The organism is Actinokineospora xionganensis, assembly GCF_014323725.1.
Classification (GTDB): domain Bacteria; phylum Actinomycetota; class Actinomycetes; order Mycobacteriales; family Pseudonocardiaceae; genus Actinokineospora; species Actinokineospora xionganensis.
The window spans coordinates 33141-45210 of the sequence record NZ_JABVED010000004.1 but is presented as its reverse complement, the minus strand read 5'-3'; the positions used below and the strand labels follow the sequence as shown (position 1 = coordinate 45210).

Annotated in this window: 11 protein-coding genes; 10 read left to right on the top strand and 1 reads right to left on the bottom strand. The window is 68.2% G+C overall.

The genetic code is table 11. The annotated features are described in order from the left end of the window. Genes GPZ80_RS09035 through GPZ80_RS08995 form a run of 9 tightly spaced genes read left to right on the top strand, consistent with a single transcriptional unit; the run spans position 1 to position 9545 of the window. The gene (locus tag GPZ80_RS09035) at positions 1 to 1308 is read left to right on the top strand and encodes an ABC transporter substrate-binding protein (RefSeq protein ID WP_187219846.1); all 1308 of its coding nucleotides are present in this window, start codon (positions 1 to 3) and stop codon (positions 1306 to 1308) included. Beyond that, positions 1308 to 2279, top strand: coding sequence for a carbohydrate ABC transporter permease (locus GPZ80_RS09030; protein ID WP_187219845.1), 972 nt, complete (start codon positions 1308 to 1310; stop codon positions 2277 to 2279). The genes GPZ80_RS09035 and GPZ80_RS09030 overlap by 1 nt, the downstream gene beginning before the upstream one ends. 15 nt (positions 2280 to 2294) lie before the next feature. Then, positions 2295 to 3143, top strand: a complete 849-nt coding sequence (locus tag GPZ80_RS32555) for a carbohydrate ABC transporter permease (RefSeq protein ID WP_222719095.1) — start codon at positions 2295 to 2297, stop codon at positions 3141 to 3143. Then, positions 3140 to 3856, top strand: coding sequence for an SDR family NAD(P)-dependent oxidoreductase (locus GPZ80_RS09020; RefSeq protein WP_312880215.1), 717 nt, complete (start codon positions 3140 to 3142; stop codon positions 3854 to 3856). The genes GPZ80_RS32555 and GPZ80_RS09020 overlap by 4 nt, the downstream gene beginning before the upstream one ends. Positions 3857 to 3866: 10 nt before the next feature. Beyond that, positions 3867 to 5012, top strand: a complete 1146-nt coding sequence (gene dgoD / locus GPZ80_RS09015; protein ID WP_187219843.1) for a galactonate dehydratase — start codon at positions 3867 to 3869, stop codon at positions 5010 to 5012. After that, positions 5012 to 5848, top strand: a complete 837-nt coding sequence (locus tag GPZ80_RS09010) for an SMP-30/gluconolactonase/LRE family protein (RefSeq protein WP_187219842.1) — start codon at positions 5012 to 5014, stop codon at positions 5846 to 5848. The genes dgoD and GPZ80_RS09010 overlap by 1 nt, the downstream gene beginning before the upstream one ends. A 3-nt stretch (positions 5849 to 5851) precedes the next feature. Then, positions 5852 to 6796 carry a sugar kinase gene (locus GPZ80_RS09005; protein WP_187219841.1) on the top strand — a complete coding sequence of 315 codons (945 nt, stop codon included), beginning with the start codon at positions 5852 to 5854 and terminating at the stop codon, positions 6794 to 6796. Then, positions 6793 to 7434: a bifunctional 4-hydroxy-2-oxoglutarate aldolase/2-dehydro-3-deoxy-phosphogluconate aldolase gene (locus tag GPZ80_RS09000; protein ID WP_187219840.1), complete on the top strand. Its 642-nt coding sequence runs from the start codon at positions 6793 to 6795 to the stop codon at positions 7432 to 7434. Before GPZ80_RS09005 ends, GPZ80_RS09000 begins: the two co-directional genes overlap by 4 nt. A gap of 2 nt (positions 7435 to 7436) precedes the next feature. Further along, positions 7437 to 9545: a right-handed parallel beta-helix repeat-containing protein gene (locus tag GPZ80_RS08995; protein ID WP_187219839.1), complete on the top strand. Its 2109-nt coding sequence runs from the start codon at positions 7437 to 7439 to the stop codon at positions 9543 to 9545. A 174-nt stretch (positions 9546 to 9719) separates the two neighbouring features. Here GPZ80_RS08995 and GPZ80_RS08990 read toward each other — a convergent pair whose 3' ends face one another. Beyond that, positions 9720 to 10940: a M64 family metallopeptidase gene (locus tag GPZ80_RS08990; protein WP_187219838.1), complete on the bottom strand. Its 1221-nt coding sequence runs from the start codon at positions 10938 to 10940 to the stop codon at positions 9720 to 9722. Between the two features lie 171 nt (positions 10941 to 11111). Between GPZ80_RS08990 and GPZ80_RS08985 the strand changes: the two genes are divergently transcribed. Then, complete coding sequence (locus GPZ80_RS08985) at positions 11112 to 12053, top strand: LysR family transcriptional regulator (protein WP_187219837.1); 942 nt, start codon at positions 11112 to 11114, stop codon at positions 12051 to 12053. The last annotated feature ends 17 nt before the right edge of the window (positions 12054 to 12070 follow it).

Below are 12070 nucleotides of genomic sequence, written 5' to 3'. Positions count from 1 at the left end.
ATGACCCGAACCGGGCGGCTGCGCCGTTCCATCAGTTTCGCCGCGCTCGGCCTCAGTGCCCTGCTGGCGGTGTCGGCCTGTGGGTCGCCGAGCGGCCCGGGGGACTCCGCGGCTTCCGGCGAGTTCACCTACTGGTCGATGTGGCAGGAGAAGGAGCCACAGGCCCAGGTCATCAAGGCGGCGATCGACTCCTTCACAAAGGACACCGGCATCAAGGTCGACGTCCAGTGGCACGGCCGCGAGGTGATGAAGAAGCTCACCCCGTCGCTGCGCACCAAAGCCGCCGCGGACCTGGTCGACCAGTCGATGAACCAGCTCGGCAACGGCCTGTCCAACACCGGCCAGTCCGCCGACCTGACCTCGGTCTACAACCTCGAGGTGCCCGGCGAGGGCAAGAAGGTCTCCGACGTCATCCCGTCGAAGTACGTCGACTACCTCAAGGACAAAGAGGGCAAGCCGTTCATGGTCCCCTATGAGGTGACCGGCGAGGGCCTGTGGTTCAACGCCAAGCAGCTGCCCACCGAGCAGCCGCAGACCTGGGACGACCTGGTCAAGCTGCTCGACGCCGCCAAGGCCAAGGGCGTGTCCCCGCTGGCCCTCGACGCCGACAACACCGGTGTGGCCAAGTACTGGCCGCTACTCACCCTGATCCGCGCCGTCGGCCCCGAGGGCATGCAGAAGCTGGCGAGCGACCGCACCGGCGCCGCCTGGGACGACCCGAACGTCCTCGACGCGGTGACCAGGGTGGAGAAGCTGGTCAAGGGCGGCTACTTCGCCCCCGGCTACAACTCCGGCCAGTACCCCGCGCAGCAGAACCTGTGGGCGCAGAACAAGGCCGCCTACATCCTGCAGGGCTCCTGGGTGACCAGTGAGACGAAGACCTATGCCGCCCAGGGCTTCGAGTACAGCTCCGTGCAACTGCCGCCGATCAACGGCGGCACCGACGCGGTCGGCGTCAACTTCTTCGGCTTCGGCATCCCCAAGACCGCCGCGAACGGCGAGGCGGCGGGCAAGTTCATCGCGTACTTCCTGAACAAGTCGCGCCTGGAAGGCATCAGCACCAAGGCCGACAACATCACTCCGCGCGCCGACATCCCCGCCCCCGCGGCACTGGAAAGCCTGAGCAAGTCGTTCCAGGAGAAGGCGGTCTACCCCTCCGGCGCCGCCCTCGGCCTGAAGTTCGGCGGCTGGGAGTCCACCGCGTTCCAGCCGGTGGCCCAGTCCCTGGTGCAGGGCAAGACCAGCGCCGCGGACTTCGTCAGCCAGGTCAAGGCGAAGTCGATCGAGTTCTGGAAGACGCAGGGCTGATGGCGTTGACTCTCGATCAGAGGTCCGCGAGCCGCCGGGAATCCCGGCGGCCCGCGGGGCCACGCCCCGTGCGCGGCGGGCAGTCGCCGCTGGCCCGCAGGCAGCGGCGGATCTTCGGACCGTTCCTGGCCATCCCGCTGGCGCTGTACCTGGTGCTGTTCATCGGGCCGACGCTGTACTCGATCTACGCCGCGTTCACCAACTGGGACGGCATCAACACCCCGACCTGGCGCGGCACGGACAACTTCACCGCCCTGTTCGACGACCCGCTGTTCATCGAGTCCTTCTGGAACACCCTGCTGATCCTGGTCGTCGTCGGCATCGGCATCTTCGTGCTCGCGTTCAGCTTCATGTTGCTGCTGCGGGACATGAAGGGGAAGGGCTTCGTCCGCGGGGTGATCTTCCTGCCGCACATCGTCTCGCCGATCGTGCTCGCCATCTTCTGGGGCTTCCTGCTCCGCCACGACGGCCTGCTCAACGCGCTCATCGTCAAGTTCGGCGGCGAGCCGGTGGCGTGGATCGGGCCGGACAGCGCCTTCCTGATGATCATGATCGCGATGGTGTGGATCAGCACCGGCTTCTACGTCGCGATCCTGATGGCGGGTGTCGACCGCATCCCCGGCTACTTCTACGAGGACGCCTCGCTGGCCGGCGCGTCGGCGTGGCAGAAGCTGCGGCACATCACGCTTCCGCTGTCGTGGGACGTCATCGGGGTGGCCGCGGTGCTGTGGACGATCAGCTCGGTCAAGGTGTTCGAGTTCATCTACGCCTTCGGCGCCAGCCAGGGGCAGATGCCGCCCGCCTACGAGTGGAACGCCGCGGTGTTCGTCTACGGCGTCACGTTCGGCGGCGCCACCCCGCAGTACCGCTTCGGCTACGCCTGCGCCTCGGCGTTGGTGATGCTGCTGCTGGTCACCGGCATGGTCGCGCTCCTGCGTCGGGCCATGCGCCGCGACGCGGTCCAGTTCTGAGTCCGGAGGTCCACAGTGAGTACACATACCACCCCGCGTACCGGCGTACTGCGGCCGATCGGCACCACCGCGGTGTGGCTGTTCGTCTCCTTCTGCCTGTTCGCGTTTCTGTTCATGCTGATCAGCTCGGTCAAGAGCAGCAGCGAGATCCTCAACACCCCGTGGTCGCTGCCCGCCGCGCCGGACTTCGGCAACTGGAGCCGGGCGTGGGTGGACAGCGGGTTCGGCGCCGCCGCGACGAACACGCTGGTGCTGGTGGTGACCGCGTCCGTGGTCGTCGTCGGTGTCTCCGCGCCCGCCGCCTACGCGCTGAGCAGGCGCCGGGGCGGGCTGTCGGCCGGGCTGACCATGTTCTTCGCCCTCGGCCTGGGCATCCCGCTGCAGATCATCGTGTTGCCGCTGTACTCGGTCCTCGCCGAGTTCGGCCTGATCGACAGCCTGTTCGGGCTGTTCCTGGTCTACGTCGCCACCCACCTGCCGTTCACCGTGTTCCTGCTGACCGGCTTCTTCCGGTCGCTGCCCAACGAACTGGAGGAGGCGGCGGCGCTCGACGGGGTGTCGGCGAGCGGCACGTTCTTCCGGATCATGCTGCCGCTGGCCCAAGGTGGCCTGGTGACCGCGCTGCTGCTCAACGCGATCGGGCTGTGGAACGAGACCCTGCTGGGCCTGATGTTCATCCAGAGCAACGAGAACTACACGCTCTCGCTCGCGTTGATCGGGTTCATTCAGCAGCAGCAGTACAACGGCGCGGATTACGGCGCCCTGTTCGCCGGGGTGTCGATCACGATCCTGCCGATGCTGCTCCTGTACCTGTGGCTGGGTCGGCGCATCACCGAGGGCCTCACGGCGGGACTGGGCAAGTGAGCCGGTTCGGCGGGAAGACCGCCCTGGTGACCGGTGGCGCCTCCGGGATCGGCGCGGCGACCGCGCGACGGCTCGCCGCGGAAGGCGCGTCCGTCGTGGTGACTGACATCGACGACGAGCGCGGCCAGGCGATCGCGCTGGAGATCGGCGGCCGGTACCTGCGACTGGACGCCACGCTCGTGTCGGACTGGGCTGACGCCGCGGCCGCTGTGCCCGCGCTCGATGTGCTGCACCTCAACGTCGGTCGCAACCCGCCGGACCGGGCACAGCCGCATGAGATGGCGGTCGAGGCCTGGGACGAGGTGCAGTCGACGACGCTGCGCAGCGCGTTCCTCGGCGTCCGGGCCATGGTGCCCGCGCTCCGTGAGCGAGGTGGCTGCGTGGTCGCGACCGGCAGCATCCACGGCCTGGTGGGACTGCTCGGGGCGACGGCGTACGCCGCGGCCAAGGGCGGGCTGCACGCCATGGTCCAGCAACTCGCCGTGGAGTACGGGCCCGATATCCGAGTCAACGCCGTGGCGCCGGGCCCGATCCGCACCCCGGCGTGGGGCGACTGGACCGGCGCGGAACACATCGCCCGCACGGTCGCCCGGCGGGCCGGGACCCCGGAGGAGGTGGCCGCGGTGGTCGCGTTCCTCGCTTCCGCGGACGCCTCCTACATCACCGGCGCGACCATCCCGGTCGACGGCGGCTGGCACGTCAACGGTCTGTAGAGGAGACCTGGTGAAGATCACCGGCTTTGAGCTGTTCCGGGTGCCGCCGCGCTGGCTGTTCCTGCGGGTCGACACCGACGAGGGGATCAGCGGCTGGGGTGAGCCCATCGTGGAGGGCCGCGCCGAGACCGTGGCGGCCGCGGTGGGCGAGCTGTTCGACTACCTCATCGGGGCCGACCCGATGCGGATCGAGCACCACTGGCAGACCATGGCCAAGGCCGGGTTCTACCGGGGCGGCCCGGTGCTTTCCAGCGCGCTGGCGGGCATCGACCAGGCGTTGTGGGACATCAAGGGCAAGGCCCTGGGTCAGCCTGTGCACGAGTTGCTGGGTGGGCCGGTACGAGACAGGGTCCGCATCTACGGCTGGCTGCGCGGGGAGACCACGGCCGAGCTTGTGGAGTCCGCGCGGGCTCAGGTCGGGGTGGGGCTCACGGCGGTCAAGATGAACCCGTGGGGTCTGGTGTCCGGGTTGGACACCGCCGCGCGGGTGCACGCGATCGTCGACCGGGCAGCGGCCGTGCGTGAGGCGATCGGGCCGGACCGCGACTTCGCACTGGACTTCCACGGCCGGTTCACCGGCGCGATGACGCGGCGGGTGCTGCCGCTGCTGGAGCCGTTGCTGCCGATGTTCGTCGAGGAGCCGGTGCTGCCCGAGTTCAGCTCGGACCTGGCGCGGATCACGGCGTCCACCAGCATTCCCATCGCCACGGGGGAGCGGCTGTACTCGCGGTGGGACTTCGACCCGGTGCTCCGGTCCGGCATCGCCGTCGCACAACCCGACCTGTCGCACGCGGGCGGCATCTCCGAGTGCCGCCGCATCGCCGCCGCGGCGGAAACCCATGACGTCCTGGTCGCTCCGCACTGTCCACTCGGGCCGATCGCGTTCGCGGCGTCGCTGCAGTTGGACTTCGCGGTACCGAACTTCCTGATCCAGGAACAGAGCCTCGGCCTCGGGTACCACCCGGACAGCGAGAAGCTGGGCTACCTGGCCGACGACTCGGTGTTCGCCTCGACGGAGGGCTACATCGACCGGCCGCTCGGGCCCGGGCTGGGCATCGAGATCGACGAGGACGCCGTCCGGGCCGCCGCGGCGAACCCGCACCGCTGGCGTAACCCGGTGTGGCACCACGCCGACGGCTCCCTCGGGAGCTGGTGATGGCCGCCCCGGAGATCGTCGTCGACGCGGGCGCCCGGCTCGGTGAGGGGCCTGTCTGGGACGGGCGCGCGCAGCGACTGTACTGGGTCGACATCCTCGGCCGGTCGGTTCATGTGCACGACCCCGCGGGCGTGGCTGATGAGGTCTTCGACGTCGGCACGCACGTCGGGTCGCTGGTCGTGCGGGAGCAGGGTGGATTGGTGCTGGCTGTGGCCGATGGTTTCCTTGCCTTCGACTTCGTCTCTACGTCGGAGATTGCCGCGGTGGCGCACCCGGGGCCGCCCGCTCGGTTCAATGACGGCAAATGCGATCCATCCGGTGCTTTCTGGGCCGGGACCATGCCCTATGACCAAGAGCCCGGGGCCGGGATCGTCTACCGGCTCGACCCCGACCACGGTGTGCGGCCGGTCCTGCCGGGGGTGACGGTGTCGAACGGGCTGGACTTCACCCCTGACGGCCGCACTCTGTACTACATCGACACACCCACCGGGCGGATCGACGCGTTCGACGTGGACTCGGGGATGCTCTCCGGGCGGCGGACGGTGGTCGAGGTCTCCGGCGGATCACCGGACGGGCTCACGATCGACGCCGACGGGTGTCTGTGGGTGGCGCTGTGGGGCGGGTCGGCAGTGCACCGGTACACACCGGACGGTCGGCTGGACCGGGTGGTCGAGTTCCCGGTCTCCCGCCCCACCTGCCCGGTCTTCGGCGGCGCGGACTTGGGCACCCTCTACGTCACCTCGGCCTCGGTGGGTGTCGACGAACCGCACGCGGGGGCGTTGTTCGCTGTCGACGTCGGTGGAAAAGGCCTGCCCGCCAACAGGTTCGGTGGGTGACCCATGGACGTGGTGACTTTCGGCGAGATCATGGGCCTGATGGTGGCCCACCCGGGCGACCCGCTGCGGCACGCCCACGACTTCCGGCGCGGCATCGCCGGGGCCGAGGCCACGGTCGCGATCGGCCTGTCCCGGCTCGGGTACCGAACAGGCTGGTTCGGCAGGCTCGGCGATGATCCCTTCGGCCACGCGGCGCTGGAGGTGTTGCGCGCGTCGGGGGTCGACGTCAGTCGGGTCGAACTCGACGCCGATGCGCCGACGGGACTGCTGGTGCGCGACGCGCATGCCGTGCGGCGGATCAGCGTGCAGTACTACCGTTCTGGTTCAGCGGCCAGTCTGATGCGGCCCGCCGAGCTGGATCCGACCTACATCGCGGGTGCGCGGCTGCTGCACGTCACCGGGATCACACCCGCCCTGTCGCAGTCCTGTTTGGACACTGTGCGGGCGGCGATTGAGCTGGCGCACGAGCATGGGGTGGTGGTGTCGTTCGATCCGAATCTGCGGCTGCGTCTCTGGTCGGCTGAGCGGGCGGCCGCCGTGCTCGGCGAGCTTGTCGTCGGCGCGGACATCGTTCTCACGAGTGACGAGGAAGCACTCGTGGTGACGGGCCAATCGGACCGGTCGTCGGCCGCCAAGTGGTTGCTGGACCGTGGAACTCGGGTGGTTGTGGTCAAGGCCGGTGCCGCTGGGGCTTGGGCTGCCGATGGGGTCGACGAGTGGGCGGTGCCTGCCTTTCCCGCCGTTGTCGTGGATCCGGTCGGCGCTGGGGACGCGTTCGACACGGGCTTCCTGTCCGGGTGGCTTGATGGTGCGCCTGTGGCGGATTGCCTTGCGCGTGGGGCCGCCGCGGGTTCGCTAGCCGTCCAGTCGGTGGGGGACGTCGACGGTTTGCCATATCCCGCCGACCTTGCCGCTGTGCTCGCCGCGGACGTGGAGGTGGATCGGTGAGCGCGTATCTCTGGCAGCGCACCGCCGCCATCGCCGCGGGCCGGGTTGTCGGCATCCTGCGTTCCGCTGACGCGCACAGCGCGGTCGCGGCCGGGGAGGCTTTGGTTTCGGCGGGGGTGTCGGTCGTCGAGGTCTCGCTGGTCACTCCGGGTGCCCTCGACGCTATTCGAACCCTCGCCGCCACCAACGACGGTCGCATGGTCGGCGCGGGCACCGTTCTGGATGAGGCGAGCGCACGCCTCTCGATCCTGGCAGGCGCGACCTTCCTGGTCTGCCCCACCGTCGTGCCCGAGGTCATCGCCTGTGGGAACCGCTACGGGGTGCCGGTCTTGGCGGGCGCGCAGACGCCGACCGAAGCCGTCCATGCAATCGGGCTCGGGGCCGCGCTGGTGAAATTGTTTCCCGCTGGTGAGCTGGGGCCCGCCTATCTCAAGGCGGTCCGGGCGGCGCTCCCGCAGATCGGGTTCGTGCCGACCGGAGGGATAACCGGGGACAACGCAGGGGAGTGGTTCGCCGAGGGAGCGGTGGCCGTGGGGGTCGGGGGATCACTGACGTCGGGTGCGCCGGAGTTGATCCGGTCCCGCGTCACCGACTTCCTCGCCTGTCTGGGCGATGGAATGGATCAATCAGGAGGTTGATCGTGAGGGCACCAACACGCAAGGCAGGTATCCGGATCGCTTTAGGCGCCGTCATCGCCGTGGGGGCGGGCGGGGCGATCGCCCTGTCCGGCTCGCCGGCGGTGGCGGCGGACACCACCTACTACGTCGACTGCTCGTCGACCGCGACACCCCAGGGGACCCTGACTAACCCCTGGAACGCGCTGAGTCAGGTCAACGCAACCACTTTCGGCCCCGGTGACCAGGTGCTGTTCAAGCGCGGCACCACGTGCACCGGCCAGTTCGTCGGCCGGGGCTCCGGCGCTTCGGGCAGCCCGATCACCGTCGGGGCGTACGGGACCGGGACCGCGCGAGCGGTGATCGACGGCGGCGGCGCGGCCAATGCCATGTACCTCAAGGACCTGAGCCACTGGACGGTCAGGGACCTGCGCCTGACCAACCCCAGCGCCACCCGCGCCGAGCGCAACGGCATCCGGGTCGAGACGACCACGACCGCGGCCAAGGCGGGCATCGTCATCGACGGGCTGGAGGTGGACAACGTGGCCGGGTGGGGTGACAAGACCGGGACCAACGCCCCGTGGTTCTCGCGTTCGTCCGGGATCATCGTGCTCGCCTCGACCACGGCCGGACCGATCAACGGCCTCCGCATCGTCAACAACAACGTGCACGACACCGGCGGCGGCGGGATCAAGATCTCCACCAAGCCCAGCGCCTACCACACGAATGTCTACATCGGATCAAACCGGATCATCAGCGCGGGCGGCGACGGCATCGTCGTCCACGGCTCGGACGCGCCGCTGATCGAGAAGAATCGCGCCGACAACCTCGGCGGCGGCGCATATCCCTTCGTGGCAGGCAATTTCGCCGGGATGTGGCCGATCAACTCGAGGAACCCGGTGTTCCAGTTCAACGAGGTGACCCGAAGCTACCCGTCGATCTTCGACTCCACGGCCTGGGACTGCGATGGAGCGATCGTCGGCACCTGCACCTTCCAGTACAACTACTCGTCCAACAATGCCGGCGGTTTCCACCTCGGCTGCCAGGCGTGCACCAACCTCGGCAACAACAACGCCAAGGAGATCATCCGCTTCAACGTCTCCCAGGACGACTGCCGAGTGGCGCAGGGAGCCAGCACCACGGCGCCAATCGAGTTCTACAACAACACGTTCTTCTGTTCCAGCAAGCCGCTGACCCTCGAGCTGCCCACCGCGAACACGAAGATCTACAACAACATCTTCTACGCCGCGTCCGGCACGTTCCCGAGCGGAACGGGTGTCACCTACGGCACCAACCTGTACTACGGCGGCATCACCGCACCCGCGGCCGACACCACGGCGGTCAAGGCCGATCCGAAGCTCAACTACCCGGGCGGCGCGGTCGAGATCGCCAGTGTGGGCGGCTACAAACTCACTACCGGCTCACCAGCCCTGAACGCGGGAACGCCACTGACCGGTTTGGGCGCCCGCGACTTCTGGGGAACAGCGGTGCCGAAGTCGGGCGGCACAGTGAACATCGGCGCGGACAACGGTTCGGGTGTGGCCGCGAAGACGTTCAGCTCGCTCAAGGAAGCGTTCAACAACCACGGCATCACCAGGGACGCCAACCCCCAGATCGGCGGCTACTCCCTCAGTGGCCGCAGCTTCTCCGCCGAGGCATTGGCGGCGAAGGGCTTCACCTACGGCGCGGTCACCTCGGGCGGCGTCACGTTCGACTGGGCGCAGCAGTACATCGGCTTCCCGGACAATGTGAAGGCCGCAGGCCAGAAGATCACCCTGTCCGGCACGGGCACGAAGGTGGCCGTCCTCGGCTCAGCCGCATACGGATCGCACTCCGGCACCGGCACCCTGCATTACACCGACGGCACCACGTCCACCTACACCCTGTCGTTCGCTGACTGGTGGACCAGCACCCCGGTCGCGGGCACCACGGTCGCCGCCATCACCGACTACCACCACAAGAAGCCCACCACATACAACAACCCGACCACCGGCCGCGACGAACAAGACGTGACCCTGTTCCAAGGCAGCATCCCGATCGCAGCAGGCAAGACGGTCGCCGCGATCACCCTGCCCGACGTCAATGGCCCACTGGCCAACGCCGGCCTGCACGTCTTCGCCATGAAGATCGCCTGATCAGCACAGAAGCGCGAGCGACCTAAGCAGCCAAGGAGCCCAAGGAACCGGGAGAGGCCCGTCGTCAAATCACTACCAATGGCGACGGGCCAATCCCAACGGCATGTTTGGTGGTTGGCCCGCCTCCCACCGCCCCGACAACGCAAGGGGCAGGACCGAACCACCCAAACACACCTACTCGCCGATGATCCAAGAGATCCGCCGAGTCATATACCGCTTGCGCAACTCAGGATCCAGCACCGCCGAAGTCGAGTCAGTGACAGTCGCCACCACCTCATGCGCCCCGGGCGACAACGCGGGCGCCGCGAAGTGCGTCCCGGTGCCGGCAGGCTGACCGTCCAGCGTCCAAGTGACGGAAGCACCACCAAGAGGCAAAACCCACGGCGACTCGCTCTCATCCGAAGCCGCGGCCTCCACAACCCCAGTCTCCTTGTAGAGAGCGGCGATCATCGCCTCCCGCCCCGGCAGATTGAACGCCCGACCCAACGACCGCATCAATGAGTTGTCCGTAGGCCGATACACACACCTTGTGTAGTAACTAGACCCGGTATACGTGTCGACCACCCCACCATCAGGCGAAACCTGCCCGAGCCACCGATACCACTTGGCCTGGTATTGCCGCATCTGCTCAGCCGTATACCGGGAGGAGTTGATCTCCCGAGGCTCCCGGTACGGATAGCAGTCACCACCGCCGTACGTGTACTCGTCAGCCAGCCCACCGATCGAGTGCCCCAGCTCGTGCACCACGATCTGACCGGCGAGAGCGTTTCCGCCCGAAGAGGTCGCCACGTTGCCACCGGCCCCGCCGTACTTCGTGGTGTTCGCCAGAGCGATCACCTGATCGACATCCTCAGCCGAAGAGGCGTACTGACGAGCCTTGGTCTCGTTGACGCACAGCAGCCGTTCGATGTTGCCGCACCAGAAGTACATGTCCAACGCGGTGTTACGCCGAATGCCGTAGGACGGATCGTTGTCGACCCCCGACTCCGGCGAGATCACGTTGACCTGCCAGACGTTGAACTGCCCGCGGTAGCTCTTGAACGGCTCCACCGCCATGATCTCCGCGAGCTTGCCGCGCACGTGCTCCCCATAGGTGCCGAGCTGGGCACTGGTGTAGCCGTCACCCACGAAGACCAGGTCGAACCGGCTCGCACTGGGCCCGTTGATCTCGATCGGGATCACCTCGGCCGCCGCCACCGCCTGGGCCCGGGCGGGCAACTCGATCGCGGGCCGGGTGACCGGGCGACGGCTGATAGTGCCGTCGGGACTGAAAACCTCAAGCACGTCGGTGCGGGTTTCTTCGTCCGGTGCGGCGCTCGCCTGCCGGATGTCCGGGAGGCTGACCGCCATCATGGCCGTGGCCAGTAAAGCCAGGAGTATCGATTTACGGCGCATTGCTGCCCCTTCAATGGCTCAGTCGCAGGGAGACCAACCATCGGTTTCGTCAGGGGCCCGCCGGTACTCTCAGATTTCCATCCAGGAACCGTATGGATCTTGCGGTTCCGTTGACGAGCGCGGCCCGTTACGGTCTGGTCAGCGGCCGGGCCACGAATTACCGTGCGTGTCATGGAACTCGAGGTCCGGCATCTGCGTGTCGTCTGCGCGATCGCGGAGACCGGCAGCCTGACCAGAGCGGCCGCCGCCCTGCGGATGGCGCAACCCGGCCTCACCGCCCAGCTGCAGCGGGTCGAACGGGTCCTCGGCGGCCCGCTGTTCACCCGCGACCGGCGCGGCGCCGTCCCCACCGCCCTCGGCAACCTGGTGCTCTCCCGCGCCCGGGCGGTGCTTCCCGCACTCGACGACCTCAAACTCGCCGCCACCCTCAGCTCCGGCGAGTCGCTGGCGGTGCTGCGGATCGGCACGGTGAACGCCGGGTTCGCCGGGGCGCTGATCAGCAGGCTGCGGACAACGTTTCCCGAGGCTGACTTCACCACCCGCGCCCAGTCCTGTGCCACCCCGCTGATCGAACTGGTCGCCGAGGGCAGGCTGGAGGTGGCTGTGGTCGGTGACTGTCCCGGCTACGAGATCGCCCCCCGACCAGGGGTGACGCTGCTGCCCGTGCACACCGAGCCGATCTTCGCCCTGCTTCCGGCCGACCACCCACTCACCGAGAACTCCGAAGTGGATCTCCAGGACCTGGCCGCGATCGAGTGGACGCTGCCGCCGGACGACGACGACCGGGTGTGGGAGTACTACACGGAGGTCTTCGGGCAGGCGGGGGTCGAACCCCGCATCGCCCACCAGGTGGAGGGCGTCCTGGTCTTCGACCTGATCCGCAGTCTGCGGGTGGCCTCGCTGTGCCAGGCCACCTGTGTGCCGCCGGACGGCGTGGTCGTGCGTCCGATCAGCCGAACCCCGCTGTGGTACCGGCATGTGCTCGCCTGGAACACCCACGGCCCCCTCGCCGCCCACGCCGACACCCTCGCCGAGCTGGCCCACGACTCGTATGAGGAAACCGCCACCCGCAGCCCGACGTACGGCGAGTGGCGGCGCGCCCAGCTGCGCTGAGCACGCCGCCACCCGCG

What these genes read in the sequence shown, in the direction of transcription:
- GPZ80_RS09030 (WP_187219845.1), top strand. Translation starts at nt 1,308, where the DNA reads ATGGCGTTGACTCTCGATCAGAGGTCCGCGAGCCGCCGGGAATCCCGG.
- GPZ80_RS09005 (WP_187219841.1), top strand. Translation starts at nt 5,852, where the DNA reads ATGGACGTGGTGACTTTCGGCGAGATCATGGGCCTGATGGTGGCCCAC.
- GPZ80_RS09010 (WP_187219842.1), top strand. Translation starts at nt 5,012, where the DNA reads ATGGCCGCCCCGGAGATCGTCGTCGACGCGGGCGCCCGGCTCGGTGAG.
- GPZ80_RS08990 (WP_187219838.1), bottom strand. Translation starts at nt 10,940, where the DNA reads ATGCGCCGTAAATCGATACTCCTGGCTTTACTGGCCACGGCCATGATG.
- GPZ80_RS08985 (WP_187219837.1), top strand. Translation starts at nt 11,112, where the DNA reads ATGGAACTCGAGGTCCGGCATCTGCGTGTCGTCTGCGCGATCGCGGAG.
- GPZ80_RS09035 (WP_187219846.1), top strand. Translation starts at nt 1, where the DNA reads ATGACCCGAACCGGGCGGCTGCGCCGTTCCATCAGTTTCGCCGCGCTC.